14 protein-coding genes are annotated in these 17,228 nt (G+C 66.7%); 6 read left to right on the top strand and 8 right to left on the bottom strand.

Translation table 11 applies throughout. The features are described from left to right. Positions 1-5: 5 nt before the first annotated feature. Positions 6-1,034 (bottom strand): alpha/beta hydrolase, encoded by a 1,029-nt coding sequence (locus QMX81_RS00885; RefSeq protein WP_282257490.1) that lies wholly within the window; start codon positions 1,032-1,034, stop codon positions 6-8. Positions 1,035-1,158: 124 nt separating this feature from the next. Between QMX81_RS00885 and QMX81_RS00890 the strand changes: the two genes are divergently transcribed. Beyond that, positions 1,159-2,052: a LysR family transcriptional regulator gene (locus QMX81_RS00890; RefSeq protein ID WP_152151215.1), complete on the top strand. Its 894-nt coding sequence runs from the start codon at positions 1,159-1,161 to the stop codon at positions 2,050-2,052. Between the two features lie 8 nt (positions 2,053-2,060). Here QMX81_RS00890 and QMX81_RS00895 read toward each other — a convergent pair whose 3' ends face one another. The 3 genes from QMX81_RS00895 to QMX81_RS00905 form a co-directional block, all read right to left on the bottom strand. Then, positions 2,061-4,805, bottom strand: coding sequence for a UvrD-helicase domain-containing protein (locus QMX81_RS00895; protein WP_282257491.1), 2,745 nt, complete (start codon positions 4,803-4,805; stop codon positions 2,061-2,063). A gap of 145 nt (positions 4,806-4,950) precedes the next feature. Next, positions 4,951-6,165: an MFS transporter gene (locus tag QMX81_RS00900; protein WP_121037395.1), complete on the bottom strand. Its 1,215-nt coding sequence runs from the start codon at positions 6,163-6,165 to the stop codon at positions 4,951-4,953. Between the two features lie 153 nt (positions 6,166-6,318). Continuing rightward, a complete protein-coding gene (locus tag QMX81_RS00905; protein ID WP_282257492.1) occupies positions 6,319-6,603 on the bottom strand; it encodes a hypothetical protein in 285 nt (94 codons plus the stop codon). 69 nt (positions 6,604-6,672) lie between these two features. Between QMX81_RS00905 and QMX81_RS00910 the strand changes: the two genes are divergently transcribed. Further along, positions 6,673-7,668 (top strand): GAF domain-containing protein, encoded by a 996-nt coding sequence (locus QMX81_RS00910; protein ID WP_282257493.1) that lies wholly within the window; start codon positions 6,673-6,675, stop codon positions 7,666-7,668. Positions 7,669-7,697: 29 nt separating this feature from the next. Here QMX81_RS00910 and QMX81_RS00915 read toward each other — a convergent pair whose 3' ends face one another. From QMX81_RS00915 to QMX81_RS00930, 4 genes are all read right to left on the bottom strand, one after another. After that, entirely contained in the window at positions 7,698-7,937 is a 240-nt protein-coding gene (locus QMX81_RS00915; RefSeq protein WP_282257494.1) for a DUF1653 domain-containing protein, read from the bottom strand. A gap of 64 nt (positions 7,938-8,001) precedes the next feature. Beyond that, positions 8,002-9,756 carry an EAL domain-containing protein gene (locus QMX81_RS00920; RefSeq protein WP_226956575.1) on the bottom strand — a complete coding sequence of 585 codons (1,755 nt, stop codon included), beginning with the start codon at positions 9,754-9,756 and terminating at the stop codon, positions 8,002-8,004. A 140-nt stretch (positions 9,757-9,896) separates the two neighbouring features. After that, positions 9,897-10,265, bottom strand: a complete 369-nt coding sequence (locus tag QMX81_RS00925) for a response regulator (protein ID WP_121037386.1) — start codon at positions 10,263-10,265, stop codon at positions 9,897-9,899. Then, positions 10,258-11,415 carry an ATP-binding protein gene (locus QMX81_RS00930; protein ID WP_282257507.1) on the bottom strand — a complete coding sequence of 386 codons (1,158 nt, stop codon included), beginning with the start codon at positions 11,413-11,415 and terminating at the stop codon, positions 10,258-10,260. The genes QMX81_RS00925 and QMX81_RS00930 overlap by 8 nt, the downstream gene beginning before the upstream one ends. Before the next feature lie 154 nt (positions 11,416-11,569). Here QMX81_RS00930 and QMX81_RS00935 point away from each other — a divergent pair, with 154 nt between their 5' ends. From QMX81_RS00935 to QMX81_RS00950, 4 genes are read left to right on the top strand one after another with little or no spacing between them, the layout of a single operon-like run. Continuing rightward, positions 11,570-14,680, top strand: a complete 3,111-nt coding sequence (locus QMX81_RS00935) for a response regulator (RefSeq protein ID WP_121037380.1) — start codon at positions 11,570-11,572, stop codon at positions 14,678-14,680. Beyond that, positions 14,653-15,501, top strand: a complete 849-nt coding sequence (locus tag QMX81_RS00940; RefSeq protein WP_183073658.1) for a CheR family methyltransferase — start codon at positions 14,653-14,655, stop codon at positions 15,499-15,501. Before QMX81_RS00935 ends, QMX81_RS00940 begins: the two co-directional genes overlap by 28 nt. Then, positions 15,501-16,085, top strand: a complete 585-nt coding sequence (locus QMX81_RS00945; RefSeq protein ID WP_282257514.1) for a chemotaxis protein CheB — start codon at positions 15,501-15,503, stop codon at positions 16,083-16,085. Before QMX81_RS00940 ends, QMX81_RS00945 begins: the two co-directional genes overlap by 1 nt. Further along, a complete protein-coding gene (locus QMX81_RS00950; protein WP_121037374.1) occupies positions 16,082-17,200 on the top strand; it encodes a hybrid sensor histidine kinase/response regulator in 1,119 nt (372 codons plus the stop codon). Before QMX81_RS00945 ends, QMX81_RS00950 begins: the two co-directional genes overlap by 4 nt. Positions 17,201-17,228 lie beyond the last annotated feature (28 nt).

Raw genomic sequence — 17,228 nt, forward strand, 5'->3', positions numbered from 1 at the left:
CCGGTTCAATGCAGGTTGGCGCGGAAGAACTGCGTCAACGTATCGAATGGGATCAGGTCCACCCGGTCGTACAGGTCCACATGGCCGGCGCCCGGCACCACGACAAGCTGCTTGGGCTGCCCGGCCAGGCGGAAGGCCTCTTCACTGAACTCCCGCGAATGGGCGGTCTCACCGGTGACGAACAGCATCGGGCGCGGCGAGATCGTCTCGATATCTGCGAACGGATGGAAGTTCAGGAATTTCAGGTTGCTGGTCAGGGTAGGGTGCGTGGTCAGCTCGGGCGACGAACCGGCCGGCGTGTACTCACCCCGCGGCGTGCGGTAGAAATCGTAGAACTCGCGTTCGATCGGCGAGGAATCCGCATCGATCCGATGCACCGAGCCGCTGGTGTAACGGGGCGGCTGGCCGGCGAATTCGGCATCGCGATGGGCGACGGCAGCGGCGATGGCGGCTTTGCGCTGTTCCACGGTGACGGCATGGCCCAATCCATTGCGGTTGGCGCCGCCCATGTCATACATGCTGATCGTGACGATGGCCTGGATCCGCGGGTCGATCTTGGCGGCACTGATCACAAAGCTGCCGCTGCCACAGATGCCGATGGCACCGATGCGGTCTTTGTCCACGAACGATTGCGCGCGCAGGAAATCGACGGCGGCGCTGAAGTCTTCGGCATAGATGTCGGGCGACACTGCATTGCGCGGTTCACCTTCGCTTTCGCCCCAGAACGACAGATCCAGCGACAAGGTAATGAAGCCCTGCTCGGCCATGCGGGTGGCATAGAGGTTGGCGCTCTGTTCCTTTACCGCACCCATCGGGTGACCGACGACAATCGCGGCGTGCCGGGTGGAACGGTCCAGTGCCTTGGGCACGAACAGATTGCCGGCGACCTGCATGCGGTACTGGTTTTTGAACGTGACCTTCTGCACGGTCACCTGGTCACTGGTGTAGAAGTTGTCTGCGCCGTGGGACATGTCGGCTCCTGAGGCAAGCAAGGGAAGGATCAGCAGCGCCAACAGCGCCAGGGTCTTGTTCATCGGCGTCCAGAGAGAGGTGGGGAGGCCGGACCAGTCTGCCGGGGCGGCAGGGCGTTGATTAGATAACGAATGAAGAAGGGGGTATGCAGCTTTACTAATCAATCCGCCGTGGCAGACTGCGCCCATGGCACGCCGCAACCTCAATGATCTGCTCGCCTTCGTCACGGTCGCCCGGGAGGGCAGTTTCACGCGGGCGGCCAGTGTGCTCGGGGTGACTCCCTCGGCACTGAGCCAAGCCCTCAAGGCCCTGGAAGAACGGCTTGAGATACGCCTGCTCACCCGCACCACGCGCAGCGTGTCAGCCACCGCCGCCGGGGAGCGATTGCTGGCGGCGATCGGCAACCGGTTCGATGAGATCGAGGCTGAGCTGGATGCCCTGACCGAGCTGCGCGACAAACCCGCGGGCCTGGTGCGGCTGACCAGTGGCGATTTTCCGTTGAAGACCCTTCTGCTGCCGAGGCTGACGCCGCTGCTGCAGGACTACCCGGACATCGGCATCGAGTTCGATGTCAGCTATGGGCTCCGGGATATCGTTGCCGACCGTTTCGATGCCGGCGTGCGCCTGGGCGAGAGCATCGACAAAGACATGATCGCCGTACCGATCGGCCCGCCGCTGCGGATGGCGGCGGCGGCCTCTCCAGCCTATTTCGCCTCCCGGCCCGTGCCCACGGTGCCGGCCGAACTGACGGCGCACCGCTGCATCAACATGCGGTTCCCGACCCGTGGCGGGCTGTATGCCTGGGAATTCGAACGCCGGGGGCGTGCGGTCAACGTGCGTGTGGATGGACAGCTGACCTTCAACACCTCGCCGCACATGGTGCTGGCCGCGCTGGACGGCCTGGGCATCGCCTTCCTGCCGGAAGACGAGTTCGCCCCCCACCTGGCGCAGGGGCGCCTGGTGCGCGTGCTGGAGGACTGGTGCCCGCCGTTCCCGGGCTACCACCTGTATTACCCCAGCCGCCGCCAGCATTCTCCCGCCTTCGCGCTGGTGGTCGAGGCGCTGCGCATGCAGCGGTAGCGCATCGCTCAGGCCCCCGCGACCGTACGCAAGCCGGCATGGCCCCCTGTCTTCGGCGGCTTGTATTCGCAGCGTGGATACGCCGAGCAGGACTGGAACGCGCCATACGGCCCGGTGCGCGGCACGATCACGCCCACCTTGCAGGCAGGGCAGGCCTGTTCGTGGATCGTTTCACCGGCCATGGATGTCACGCGTACCGCGCCGTCGTTGACCAGTTCGGTCAGGAACGCCGAGCGTTTGCCCTGCACGGTGAACATCGCCACCGAACGGCGCGCGCGCGTCAGCGCGACGTAAAACAACCGGCGTTCCTCACCCAGCGGGTACGCATCGCCGTCCGGCATCGCCAGCGCCAGTACGGGGTCATCCGCGCGGGCATTGGGGAAGCGGCGATCCAGCATGCCGGGCAGGATCACGTAGTCCGCCTCCATGCCCTTGGACCGGTGTACGGTGAGGAAGCTCACCTCCATGTGCTGCCCATGGCGTGCCCGCCATGTGGTCGGCAGCATCGCGCGGTCTGCGTTGTAGCGGCCGAGGACGAATACCGTGACCTTGCCGTCATGGCCTGGTGGCACCTGACCTGTCAGCAACTGCTGGTGCAACTGGGCCAGATACTGCTCGACCGCGCCGGCCAGCCGGTCGCGCGAGGCCACCTGGAAGGCCTGCAGCACCGCGCCATACGCCGGGGTGAGCGAGTGGACCTGCTTGGGTATCTGCGCTGGATTGCGTGACACGAACGCACTGGAAACATCGCACAGCGCCTGCGGGCAGCGGAACGTCTGTTCAAGCTTGAGCACCTGGCCCGGGCCGAACCAGTCCAGGAAGCCGGTCATCACCGAGACGTCCGCGCCGGCAAACCGGTTGATCGACTGCCAGTCGTCGCCGACCGCGAACAGATGCTTGCCAGGCGCCTGCACCAGCGCGCGGCACAGACGCGCCCGGGCGCGCGAGGCATCCTGGAATTCGTCGGCCATCACCAGATCGAACGGGGCGACATAGCGGCCCTGTTCCAGGTGCTCGGCAGCCTGGTTGAGCATGTCCTCGAAGTCGATGCCGCCCTCGGCGACCAGCGCATCGTCCCAGCCGTCCAGGATCGGAATGACCAGCTCGAGGAACAGGCGGTAACGGTGCTTGAAGTGATCCTCGGGCAGCCGACGCAGCCGCTCGACCATGTCCTGCACGTGCAGGCCGTTGCTCTTGGCGTGGCTGATGAAGGTCCGGACCAGGCCGATCAGGTCGGTATCCGGCATTGGTGTCGCGCCGCCCTCGGGCAGTTCGCGGTCGGGATTCGGGTCGAGTTCGAGACCGCGCTGCGACAGCGCATCGCCCAGCCGCAGGAACAGTTCGCCCGTGCGCAGTTCGTGCGAGGTGGTCTCGATCCGGTCGGTGCCGTGGGAGCGCTGATGGCCAGCTGGAGGCGCCGGCGATTGGCCGTGTCCCTCCGGGGCGAGGTGGTCGTGGTTCAGCGCAATGCCGGGGTAGCAGAAATCCGGCCGGTACTGGCGGTATTCGTCCGTGCCGGCATCGAAGGCGTGCCGCCGGGCATAGGCGTAATCCACGCCGTTGTAGAACAGCCAGTCCGCGATCACGCATTCTTCGATGCTGCGCACGCGCTCGCCCTGAAGCGTACGCACGTAGACCTGCCCATCCTTGTCCCATTCCTCTGCCTCCAGCGGCCCGCCGGCAACGGGCAGATCACGGCCGAACACCGGCCGGAACAGGTCCCACTGGGTACGGAAATGGAGGGAGCGATCCTTGAGCTGGTCGATGATCTCGGCCAGCCGGTGGAAGCCCTGCGTGGCATCCACGGCCCACTCCGGCACCTGCGGCATCCGCCCCGTGGCCTGGGCGATGATGTGCCGGCCCAGCGCGTGGAACGTACGCGCCTCCACCCGGACCTCGCCCAGGCCGAGGCGATGGAACGCGCGATCGGCGCGTGCCTGCAGTTCCGTGGCGGCCTCCTTGTTGAAGGCGAGCATGACGATGCGCTCGGGCGCGACCAGCCCGCGTTCGATCGCGTACGCCGCCTTGGCCACCATCGTCGAGGTCTTGCCCGAACCCGCTGCGGCCACCACCTGGACGCGGTTGTCGAAGCAGATCACCGCGCGGGCCTGCTCATCGGTGAGCGGGCGGCTTTCCACGTGATCCAGCAGCGCACGGCTGGCCATCCGCTCGCGCACCTGATGCGCCTCATTGCGGCGCGCCCACGTCGCTGGCCAGTCGGCCAGCCACCGCATCAAGGTTGCTTCGATCGCAGCGGGATCACCGTCGAGTTGGCTGCGCAGTGCGGCATTGTCGAACACCGCCCACAGCGCCTCTTCCTCGAGTGGCAGGGTGGGGCGCGCCTGCAGCAGCGCCTGCTGTTGCTCGTGGGTCAGCCACAGCGCTTCCTCGTCGGCCCGTTCGGTGGCGGTCTGCACCTGGCCAAGCCAGCGCTGGATCGCGGCGTGGGCCTGCTGGAACAGAGCGACATGGTCGCGCTGGCGCTGTTCACCGCGCAGCTCGGCCAAGGTGCAGGCCAACTGTCGAGCCGCAGCCGTGTTCAAGCCGCCAAGCGTCAGCGGGGCATGCCCGTCGCGTTGCAGGGTAAGCCGTGCCCAGGGCAGACGCGGGTGCACCTGCAGTGCCTCCAGCGGCGCGGGGCAGGGGCGACCGTCAACGGTCAGGACCAGCTGGTCGTCTTCCAGGCGCAGGTGCCAGTGCGGTGATCGCGTGAGGCGTTGACCCCAGTCGCTCGGGGCCCATTCGTACGTCATCGGTGTATCCAGGTGCGGCCATCGTTGCGGCCGTGGCCGGAACAGCACGGGTGGCGCGGTTTGATCGGATGCCCATGATAGGGGAAATAAAAAAAATCCCTGCCTGGGCAGGGATTCGAATTGGCCGACGGGGCTGGCGGTGCGCTTACTGCTGCAGCACCGGCACGCTGCGCGAGCGGCGGTCCACCAGCATCGCCACGCCCCATAGCAGCAGGCCGCCCAGCGCGGTGGCGGCGCCGACGTAACCGGTCACCGCCGGGCTGAAGCCGGCGCCGATCGCCATGCCGCCGAACCACGGGCCCAGTGCGTTGGCGGTGTTGAACGCCGCGTGGTTGGAGGCGGCCGCCAGCGTCTGCGCTTCGCCGGCCACATCCATCAGGCGGGTCTGCAGTACGGCCGCCAGGGCGCCCATGGTGCCGACGGCGATGATCATCGGGAACACGCTCCACACCGACTGCGCGGCCAGCGGGAAGGCGAGCAGCACCAGGATCGACCACACCAGCACCACCGCCGCAGCGCGGAACTGGAAGCGGTCCACCAGCCAGCCACCGGCTACGTTGCCGATGATCGCGCCGATACCGAAGATGCCCACGGCCAGCGGCATCCACGATTCGGCCAGGCCGGTGACCTGCACCAGGGTCGGGGCGAGGTAAGTGAACACGCAGAACATGCCGGCAAAACCGACCGAGCCGATCGCCAGCGCCAGCCACACCTGGGTGCGGTTGAAGGCGCGCAGTTCGCGCATCGGCGAGGTGCGGACTTCATCCGGATCGGGCAGCAGGAAGCGCGCGATCATCACCACGGTGGCAATCGCCAGCACGCTGACCACCGCGAACGCAGTGCGCCAGCTGAGCTGCTGGCCGAGCCACGTGGTCAATGGGTTGCCGACCAGGATGGCAACGGACAGGCCGAGCAGCACCTTCGATACCGCCGCGCCGCGTTGGGCCGGGGGACTGATCGCCGCAGCCACCAGCATTGCTACGCCGAAATACGCGCCATGCGGCAGACCGGCGACGAAGCGGGCCAGCAGCATCGTGCCGTAGTTCGGCGCCAGCGCGCTGGCCAGGTTGCCGATGGCATAGAACCCCATCAGTGCCAGCAGCAGGTTGCGGCGGGCGAAGCCGGCACCGGCGAAGGCCAGCACCGGTGCGCCGACCACCACGCCGACGGCGTAGGCACTGATCAGGTGGCCGACCTGGGTCTCGCTGATGGACAGTCCGCGGCTGATTTCCAGCATCAGCCCCATGCTGGCGAACTCGCTGGTGCCGATGGCGAAGCCGCCCAGCGACAAGGCCAGCAGGATCAGAGTGCGCTCGCGCGGCGAGAGCCGGGCGGCCAGAGGGACGGAGGAGGAGCTCATGCAGGCGGCGGCGTCGATCGGGGAAGCGCGGCATTGTACTGCTGCGGCGCAACATTAATCAGTGGGGCGCATGGAACGCTGGATTCGCACCCCCGCTGGTCACACCGCCGACGCCGCCGTGTAACCCAGGCGGACGCTGCTTATCGCTCCCATTCACGGATACGGCGCGACCCTGAACGGTTGCGGTTCGGGCGCGGGTGGCGGAATACGGTCGCCGTGGACGCGGCTGAGAATCTCATTGGTCCGTCGCTGCTCCGCCACGAGCTGCCGCAGCAGGCCCTTGATCCCGAAGATGGCGAACGGAACGAAGATCCACAACAGCCCAAGCAGGCCCCTATCGAAACGTCCTTGTCGTTGGAGGGGGCGTCCGTTGGATGATAGCGTCAGCGGTCCGCCTCCGGGCCGGATCGGCAGCCGATCACGGCCGGTCTCGCCCATTCATGCGACAATTTCGCTCCAAAGCCACCCCTTCGATGGCTGCGCGGTGCCGCCAGAGAGGTTGTTGCGATGTCCACCCGTCCGGGCTTTCCCGCCCTCATCGGTTTTGATCTGCCCGGTCCGCAAGCGGGCAGGGCGCCGCAGCGCGTGATTGTGACCGCGCTGCTGGATGACACCCCACGCAATGACTGGATGCGCATGCTGCACCGTCTGGCGTGGCCATTGCTGCGGGTGGATCACGGCGTGGAGCAGATCCGCCTGGTCGGGGAGGGTATCCATTTCGTCGGTGCCATTGCCGATGCCAGGGCGTTGTCGGCCGCCGTGCGCGGCCTGTTCAACGAGGTCAACGCGAAGGTGCTCAACCGTCGGCTTGCCGCGCTGGACAACCCGTTGGACGATGATGGTCCCGGCATGGCGCCGGCGGCATCGCTTGCCCATTCCACGGATCCGCGCCTGGATGACGTGGCCGCTTTGATGGCCATGCCGGCGGTGCCGGGCATGCTGGAACTGGCCAGTGCGATGACCGGCATGCGCTTCGTCGCGGTGGCGCGCGTCACTGCAGACCGCTGGACCGCCTGCGCCGTGCAGGATCGTCTTGATTTTGGCTTGCGACCCGGCGATGACCTCGTGCTGGAAACCACCATCTGCGATGAGATCCGCGAACATCGCCATCTGGTGCAGTTCGATCAGGCCAGCACCCACCCGGTCTTCTCGAGCCATCCCACGCCGGCGCTGTACGGGTTCGAAAGCTACATTTCGGTGCCGATGTTCCGCCGCGACGGCGGTTTTCACGGCACCCTGTGCGCGCTGGATCCGAATCCCTCCAGGCTCGATGGCGCTACGGTGAAAGCCTTCGAGGTGCTGGCCGGTGTGATCGGCGCGCACCTGGATGTCCAGGAGGCGCAGGGTGAGGCAGGGCAGGCGGTGGTCAGCATGGCCGAGGCGCTGGCGCTGCTGTCGCGCCAGGTCGATGCACTGGATGCCGCGACGCTGCCGGCGCAGTTCCGCGCGGTGACGGCGCGGTTGCGTGAACTGGTGGATGGGCGTGGGGCCGCGTTGAGCTGATCGCACGGAATGGGCGAACCGGTCGCCTTTCAGTCGCTTGCTTCAACCGGCGAAAAACGCGCCCGCCACTGCCCCTCCACCTCCACCTGTGCCACGAACATCTCGTACGGGCGCACCCACAGGCCGACCTGCGAATCCAGCGGCCGGTAGAGCACCATCGGCGCCAGCGTTTCGCTATGGCGGACGATACCGATGACCTCGTAGTTGCCGCCTTTGAAATGGCGGTAATGGCCGAGCGGCAGGGTGGGCAGCGGGGTGAGATCGGTCATGGTCTGGCAGCGAGGCAGGCGGGCTGGCCATTATCGCCCGGGCTGCCGATCGCGTCGCGGGGTCTCAGCCGGCATCCGGCAAGGGACCCGCGCGGCAGCCACTGACCAGCTGCAGCACCGCGTCAGGGTGCATGGGGCGCGCGAGGTGATAGCCCTGTGCTTCGTCGCAGCCCCACAGCCGCAGCAGCGAGAGTTCGGCTTCGTTCTCCACGCCTTCGGCCACCGTGCGATACCCGAGCTGCCGCGCGAGCTTGATGATGGCCTCCACTTTCAGCCGCGCGGTGCGTGAGTGCGCCAGCCCGGTGACCAGCGTCTGGTCGATCTTGATGTGGCTGATCGGCACCTCGCTGAGGTAGCCGAAATTGCTGTAGCCGCTGCCGAAGTCGTCAATCGCGATGGGCACGCCGGCCGCCGCCATGTCGCGCAGTTGCGGCAACGCCGCGGGGTGGTGATTGAGCCATTGGCCTTCGGTGATCTCGATCTCGATCAGGCCGGGGGCGAGCCCGTAGGCGTGCAGTCGCTCGGACAGCACGCTCCATACACACTGATCATCGAAGTCGCGCGGGGAAAGATTGATGGAGAGGCTGAAGCCGGGCACGCGCTCCTGCCATTGCGCGGCCTGGGCCAGGGCGTGATCGATGACCCAGCGGCTGATCGCGGGCATCAGCGCGGTGCGCTCGAGCACCGGGATGAATTCGCCGGGGCTGATCGGGCCGAGCATCGGGTGGGTCCAGCGCAGCAGCGCCTCGGCCGATACCGGCAGCCCGTCGAGCAGATCGAAGCGTGGCTGGTACACCAGGCTGAACTGGTGCTGGGCCAGCCCGCGCCCGGCGTCGGAGGCCAAGCGGTAACGCCGGCGCAGGGCATCGTCGCGTTCCTGCGAGTACCAGCACAGGCAGGCATCGGTCTGGATGGCGTGGTGCATGGCGACCAGGCATTTGCGGACCAGATCCGCGGTCTGGCCCGGTACGGGGAGGAAGTCGCATACACCGGCATGGAACTGCGGCGACATCGGAATGCGGCCAGCCATCAGCGGCCGGCGCATGCGGACGCGCAGGCGGTCAAGCAGTGCTTCGGTCTGGTGATGCGAGTGGTCCGGCAGCAGGAAGGCGAAGCGGGTCACCCCCACGTGATAGACCTGTGCGATATCGCGCAGCACGTCCTGCACCCGCAGCGCCGCTTGGCGCAGCAAGGTTTCCACCGGCTTCATGCCCAGCGCCTGGCCGGCCTCGTTGGCACTTTGCAGATCGAATACATCCAGCAGCACGGCGGTGAATGCATGCGCCTGGCCACGGCGGGACAGGGCATTGAGGTCAGCCTGGAACTGCTGCCGATTGGGCAGGCCGCTGATCTGCTCGCGCCGGCCCAGCGACATCTTCAGCTCCATCTGCGCGACCACCACCCGTGACAGCGTCTGCAGCTGCAGCTGTTCTTCGGCCGACAACTGACGGGGCTCACGGCCCATGATGCACAGTGTGCCAAGTGCGATGCCGGCCTTGGTAACCAGCGGGGCGCCGGCGTAGAAGCGCAGCTGCTGCGGGCCGGTCACCAGGGCATTGTCGGCAAAACGCGAATCCAGGCGCAGGTCCGTCACCTGCAGCACGTCGCTGGCGCCCAACGCCCAGGCGCAGATCGATGCGTGCCGTTCGTTGCGGGTGAGCGTCAGGCCGACGCGCGAGATGATGTGCTGGTGCTCGGCATCGAAGATGGACACCAGCGCGATCGGAACGCCGAAGGTAAACGCCGCCAGTTCGGTGATCGGGTCCAGCGCAGTACCCAACGCAGGGTCCATCACGTTGAGCGCTTCGATCAGCGCCATCCGATCTACATCATCACTTCTGTCCAGCATCTACCGCGCCCTGTTCCGACTACACCACGACTATCCCCAGTGGAATGCAGAACCGATGTGAAGCATGAGCGGCGCGGATGAAGCGTTCACGCTGGCGGCATTGCGCTCGCTCAGCAGGGCGCGACCGGTGACTGCAGCAACGTCACCAGCTGGCGAAGACGATACGGTTTGGGCAGGAATTCGACATGCTCGGGCAGCGGCGGCAGCTGCGAGCGGGCGTAACCGGAGGCCAGGATGATGCGCGCATTGGGCAGTACATCGGCCACATGCTCGCTCAACTCAACACCACTCATGCCGTTGGGCATGCTGATATCGCTGAACACCACATCGAACCCGCCCGGGTCCTGCATCAGCCGCAGCGCGGCCGGGCCGTCGTCGGCGGTGTGGATTTCGATACCGAAGTCCTGCAGCGCCTGGCCGATCAGTTCACGCAGGTCCTGCTGGTCTTCGACCATCAATACGCGTAGGGGCTCAGACATGCTCGACTTCCTCAATGACAGGTAACAACAGACGGACGGTGGTCCCGCGTCCGGGGGCGGTTTGTACGTCGACGAAGCCGTCGCACTGGGAAACGAAGCCGAACACCTGGCTCAGCCCCAGTCCGCTGCCTTTGCCGATTTCCTTGGTGGTGAAGAACGGCTCGCTGGCGCGCTCGGCGATGTCCGGGGGCATGCCATTGCCCTGATCGGTCACCGCGATGGCGACATAGTGGCGGCGCATGGGCTGGGACAGATCCGGCGCCAGCCGCTGTTCGACCTCGGCCGTGATCGTGACCGTGCCGCCCTGGGGCATCGCTTCGCCGCTATTGAGCACCAGATTCAACACGGCGCTGTGCAACTGTACGCCATCGGTGACGATCGGGGGCAGATCCGAGGTCAGATCCAGCTGCACCTCGATGCCCGTCGGGCAGGCGCGGCGCAGTACGGGCAGGGCATCGAGCAGGAAGTCCTGCACCACGATCGGCTCGCGCACCAGCGTCTGATCAGCGGAGAAGGCCAAGAGTTGGCGGGTCAGCAGCGAGCCGCGGTCGGCGGCGGCATGGGCCAGGTCCACCAGCTCCTGGGTACGCCCGTCGGCGCCGGGGCGCAGGGCGATCAGATCCAGGGCGTTGCCGATGGTGGTCAGCAGGTTGTTGAATTCATGGGCCAGGCCGCGGGTCAGCCGGCCCACATTGTCCAGTTGGCGCTGCTGCACGTGCGCGCGCTGCGCATCCTGCAGCAGGCGCTGGGCCTGGTAGCGTTCGGTGACATCCTGGGTGACCTTGACGAAACCGAGCAGGCAGCCGTCTTCGCGGACAGGTTCGATCACCTCGCCGGCGCGGAACCGCTCGCCGTTGCAGCGCACCCGCCAGCCTTCACCGACGAAGCGGCCATGGTCCCGCGCGTACGCCAGCGCCTGCTCAGGGACGCCCAGCTGCTGGTCTTCGGGGGTATAGAACAGGCTGACGTGCCTGCCGATGACGGCCTCGGCGGCATAGCCCTTGACCCGTTCGCAGCCACGGTTCCAGCTGCAGATACTGCCCTGCGTATCGAGCAGATAGATCGCGTGATCGCTCACGTTGTCGATCAACAGCTTCAGCTGCCGGCTTTCGTCGGCGAGCGGTGCAACGCTGGATACGGCCTGGACCACGACGGTTATCGACTCCCCCGATAAGGGACCGAACCGTAGGGGCGTCCATGTGAAGAAAGTGTCAAGAACGTGCGTCAAACACGCTGACTTCTGGCGCTTAACACCCGTTTACCGCTTCGGGTACCATCAGGCCCCTTTTGAGCTGGAACACGGTATGAATTCTGCGCCTACCGCCCGTGACCGTTGGATCTGGCTGGCGTCGGCCGCCTTGATGGCCGCCACGCTGGGCACGGAGATGGTGGTGCCGCTGGGCTACGCGGTCTGGTTGACCTACTTCATGGCGGTCGGCATCACGCTGTTCCAGCGCCGGATGGAAGTGCCTCTGCTGGTGGCGATCGGGTCCTGCATCCTGCTTGCGGTGGGCTACAACGTGGCCCCGTCCAGCAGCAACTCGGCGTTCTCCTTCGTCAACCGCAGCATCGGCGGCGTTGCTTTCCTGATGATGGCGCTGACCGTGATGAAGGCCATCAGTGCGCGCCGTGAAGCGGCCGATGCGCTGTGGCTGCAGGCCGGCGAAAACGTGGTGGGCACCAGCCTGCAGGGCGATCCTACCCCGCGTGAACTGGCCGATGCGGCCATGCGCGCGCTGTGCGCGCAGCTCAATGCCGATGTCGGCGCCATGTATCGCCTGCAGGGCGAGCGGCTGGTGCTGGTCGGTGGTGCCGCGCTGCCTTCGCAGCTGCCGGAGACGCTGCCGGCGCATACCGGGCAATGGGGCGAGATCATCCGCGAAGGCCGCGCGCGCCGGCTGGAGGACAGTGACAGCCCGCTGGATATCGATACCCTCCTGGGCCGCACTACCGTGCACCAGCGCCTGCTGGGGCCGATCACCGCCGATGGCGTGGTGATCGGCGTGATCGAGCTGGGCCGGGCAGGTGTCTCGCCTGCGCGTGGCCTGGAGATGGCGCTGCTGCTGCAGTGCGCCGAGCCGATCGGCATCGCGCTGCGCGCGGCGCTGCTCAATGCGCAGCTGGTGGAACTGCTGGAGGAAACCCAGCGCCAGAGCGAAGAGCTGCAGACCCAGCAGGAAGAGCTGCGCGTGGCCAATGAGGAGCTGGAAGAGCAGAGCCGCAGCCTGCTGCATTCCCAGGCCAACCTGGAGCAGCAGCAGGCCGAGCTGGAACAGACCAATGTGCAGCTCGAAGAGCGCACCCATGAGCTGGAGTCGCGCCAGCAGGCCCTGCTGCTGGCCCAGGCGCAGCTGGTGCAGAACAGCGCCGAACTGGAGGCCAGTTCGCGCTACAAATCCGAATTCCTGGCCAACATGTCCCACGAGCTGCGCACCCCGCTCAACAGCTCGCTGATCCTGGCCAAGCTGCTGGCCGACAACAAGGACGGCACGCTGACCGCCGAGCAGGTCAAGTACGCCCAGGCGATCCATTCCTCCAACAACGACCTGCTGGCGCTGATCAACGACATTCTGGACCTGTCGCGGATCGAGGCTGGCCATGTCGAGCTGGTCGAAGAAAACCTCGCGGTGTCCAGCGTATTGCAGCGCCTGAAGGAAACCTTCGAGCCGATGGCCGTGCAGAAGGGCCTGAGCCTGGAGATCAGCGCCGCGCCGGACGCGCCGGCCCAATTGCTGGCCGACAGCCAGCGCCTGCAGCAGATCCTGAAGAATCTGCTGGCCAATGCGGTCAAGTTCACCGAACACGGCAGCGTGTCGTTGAAGGTGCGCAGTGCCGGGGCAGGGCGGATCCAGTTCGCCGTGTCCGATACCGGCATCGGCATTCCCGACGAACAGACCGCGGTCATCTTCGAAGCCTTCCGCCAGGCTGATGGCAGCACCCGCCGCCGTTATGGGGGCACCGGGCTGGGACTGTCGATCTCGCGCGATCTGGCTGCCCGGATGGGCGGCAGCATCGCTGTCTCCAGCGAGCCGGGCCGGGGCAGTTGCTTCACGCTGGAGCTGCCGCTGCTGGCCGGTGGCGGTACCGGCAGCGCCCACAACGTCGTGCACGACGTACGTCCCGCCGCCGTGGCAGCACCGGCCGTGCCTGCCGCTGCTTCGCTGGGCCGTGCCCACGCCGAATCCACCCCCGCACCCGCACCCGCGGCCAAGGTGATGGATGACCGGGGCCGCCGCAGCCGCGCGGGCCGCATGATCCTGGTGGTCGAGGACGATACGGCGTTCGCCAGCGCGCTGGTCTCGATGGCGCATGAACTGGACTTTGATTGCGTGGTCGCCGGCACCGCCGAGGAAGCGCTGAGTCTGGCTGCCGAGTTGCGCCCCAACGGCATCCTGCTCGATATCGGCCTGCCCGATGTCTCCGGGCTGAGCGTGCTGGAGCGCCTCAAGCGCGACCCGGCCACGCGCCACATCCCGGTGCACGTGGTGTCCGGGCTGGAACGTTCGCAGGTGGCGATGGAGCTGGGTGCGATCGGCTATGTGATCAAGCCGGCCACGCGCGAGCGCCTGCTCGGCGCGATCCAGCAGCTGGAGGCCACCAGCCAGCGCGACATGCGCCGCCTGCTGATCGTCGAGGACGACAGCGAGCTGCGCTCCAACCTGCAACTGCTGCTCGGCCGTGACCAGCTGGAAATCACGGCGGTCGGCACCATCACCGAGGCGATGGCCGAACTGGCCGGCTCCACCTTCGATTGCATGGTCACCGACCTGGCGCTGCCTGACGGCACCGGTTATGACCTGCTCGAACGCATGGCCGGCAATGACGCCGTCGCGTTCCCGCCGGTGATCGTCTATACCGGCCGCGCGCTGACCCGCGATGAAGAGCAGCGCCTGCGCCGCTATTCCAAGAGCATCATCATCAAGGGCGCGCGCTCGCCCGAGCGCCTGCTCGATGAGGTGACCCTGTTCCTGCACAGTGTCGAGGCCTCGCTGCCGACCGACCAGCAGCGCCTGCTGCGCGAGGCCCGCCGCCGCGATGCGGTGCTGGATGGCCGCACCGTGCTGCTGGCCGAGGACGACGTGCGCAACATCTTCGCGCTGTCCAGCGTGCTCGAGCCGCTGGGCGTGACCCTGGATATCGCCCGCAACGGCCGCGAGGCGCTGGAGAAGCTGCGCCCGGAAATCGACCTGGTGCTGATGGACATCATGATGCCGGAGATGGACGGGCTGACCGCCATGCGCGAGATCCGTGCCGACAACCGCTGGCGCGACCTGCCGATCATCGCGCTGACCGCCAAGGCGATGCCGGACGACCGCGAGCACTGCCTGCAGGCCGGTGCCAATGACTACATCGCCAAGCCGATCGATGTGGACAAGCTGGTCTCGCTGTGCCGGGTGTGGTGCTCGCGCCGATGAATGAAACGGAGCTGTTCGACCTGGAGTTGAAGCTGTTGCTGGAGGCGGTCTACCAGCGCTACCACTACGACTTCCGTGACTATGCGCTGGCATCGCTGCGGCGGCGCATGCGCCATGCCATGGCGCGCTTCGACTGCCCGACCATGGGGGCGCTGCAGCACCGGCTGCTGCACGAGCCGGAGACCTTCGCCCAGGCGATGCAGTACTTCACCGTGCAGGTCTCGGAGATGTTCCGCGACCCGCCGTATTTCCGGGTGCTGCGTGAGCACGCCGTGCCGGTGCTGCGCACCTATCCGTCGATCAAGCTGTGGATCGCCGGGTGCAGTACCGGCGAGGAGGTGTGGTCGCTGGCGATCCTGCTGCATGAGGAAGGCCTGCTGGACCGCGCGATCATCTACGCCACCGACATCAACCCCGAAGCACTGCAGGCGGCCGAATCCGGGGCGTTCGCGCTGGACCGGCTGGCGCAGTTCAGCCGCAACTATCTGGCCGCCGGCGGCACCGGCTCGCTCTCGGATTACTACAGCAGCGGCTACGGCAGCGTGGTGTTCGATCGCCGCCTGAAGCGCAACATCGTGTTCGCCGACCATAGTCTGGCCACCGATACCGTGTTCTCCGAAGTCCACCTGGTGTCCTGCCGCAACGTGCTGATCTATTTCCAGCGGCCCCTGCAGGACCGTGCCATCGGCCTGTTCCATGAGGCGCTGGTCCATCGCGGCTTCCTCGGGCTGGGCAGCAAGGAATCGCTGCAGTTCGGCGCGCATGCCGACCTGTTCGAGGCCTGCGCGCGCGACCAGCGCCTGTATCGGAAGCTGGCCTGATGAGCGGCGCGTCACAACGCAGCCGGTTCGATCTGGTGGTCATCGGCGCGTCGGCCGGTGGGGTCAGCGCGCTGCAGGCGCTGCTGTCATCGCTGCCGACCACACTGGCGCTGCCCGTGCTGGTGGTGCTGCATCTGCCACGTGATCGGCCGAGCCGCATTGCCGGCCTGCTCGACGCCGGCTGCCCGCTGCCGGTGCGCGAGGCCGAGGACAAGCAGCCCCTGCAGCCGGGTACGGTCACCTTCGCGCCGCCGGACTACCATCTGCTGGTCGAGGACCGTGCCACGCTGGCGCTGTCGGTGGACCCGCCGGTGCTGTTCTCGCGTCCGGCCATCGATCCGCTGTTTGAAAGCGCCGCCGATGTGTTCGGCGATGGCGTGCTGGCGATCCTGCTGACCGGCGCCAGCGCGGATGGCAGTGATGGCGTCGCCGCTGTCCGCCAGGCCGGCGGCGAAGCCTGGATCCAATGCCCTGAGGAGGCATATTCCTCGATGATGCCCGCATCCGCCCTGGCGCACGCCGGTGCCGATGCCGTGCTCCCGCTTACCTCCATCTGCACGCGTATGAAAGGTCTTACCCGATGAACCTGATCGAACCCGCGGGGTCGACTGCCACCACCGATTGCGTGAAGCTGCTGATTGTCGATGACATCCCGCAGAACCTGGTCGCGATGGAGGCGCTGCTGCGCCGCCCCGGCCTGGAGATCCTGTGCGCGCTGTCCGGCGCCGAGGCGCTCGAGCTGCTGCTGGAGCATGAGGTCGCGCTCGCGCTGCTGGATGTGCACATGCCGGAGATCGACGGGTTCTCGTTGGCCGAGCTGATGCGTGGCTCGCAGCGCAGTCGCGATGTACCCATCATCTTCCTGACCGCCTCACCGAACGACCCCGTGCGTGCCTTCAAGGGCTACGAATCCGGCGCCGTGGATTTCCTGCACAAGCCGATTGAGCCGCAGGTGATCATGAGCAAGGTCAATGTGTTCATCGAGCTCTACCAGCAGAAGCAGCTGCTGAAGACGCGCAACGAGGCGCTGGAGCATGCGCTCAAGCTCAACGAGACGATGATGGCCGTGTTGACGCACGATCTGCGCACGCCGCTGGCATCGATCCTGCTGTGCGCCGATAAGTTGTCGCTGGACCTGCCCGACGATGGCGCGGTGCAGCGCACGCTTGGCCACCTTGAGAACAGTGCGCAGCGGATGGCGCGGATGGTGGATCAGCTGCTGGATTTCTCGAAGATCCGCACCGGTGGCCTGCGCCTGCACAGCACCGAATGCGATCTGGCGGACGTGGCCGCATCGGTCGTGGCCGAGATCGGGCGTGCGCATCCGCAGGCGACCATCGAGCTGCAGGTCCAGGGTGATGCCCACCTGCAGGGCGATCCAGATCGCCTGGCGCAGCTGTTGTCCAACCTGATCGGCAACGCGGTGCTGCATGGTGGTGATGCACCGGTGGTGGTGCGCCTGGAGGGCGAGCGCAGCGCGCCGCTGCGGTTGCAGGTGCGCAATGCCGGGCAGATTCCCGAGGCGTTGCTGCCGCGGTTGTTCGAACCGTTCAAGGCCAGTTTCCACGATAGCCGCGGGCTGGGGCTGGGCCTGTTCATCGCCAGCGAGTTCGCGCGTGCGCATGGCGGCACACTGGTGGCGCAGAATCGCGAAGGTACCGTGCTGTTTGAGACTGCACTTCAGCGTCGACCACGCTGACGCCGGTAGAACCATCCCGGCATGGCGC

It is taken from the genome of Stenotrophomonas sp. PS02301, from assembly GCF_029959485.1.
GTDB lineage: Bacteria > Pseudomonadota > Gammaproteobacteria > Xanthomonadales > Xanthomonadaceae > Stenotrophomonas > Stenotrophomonas maltophilia_Z.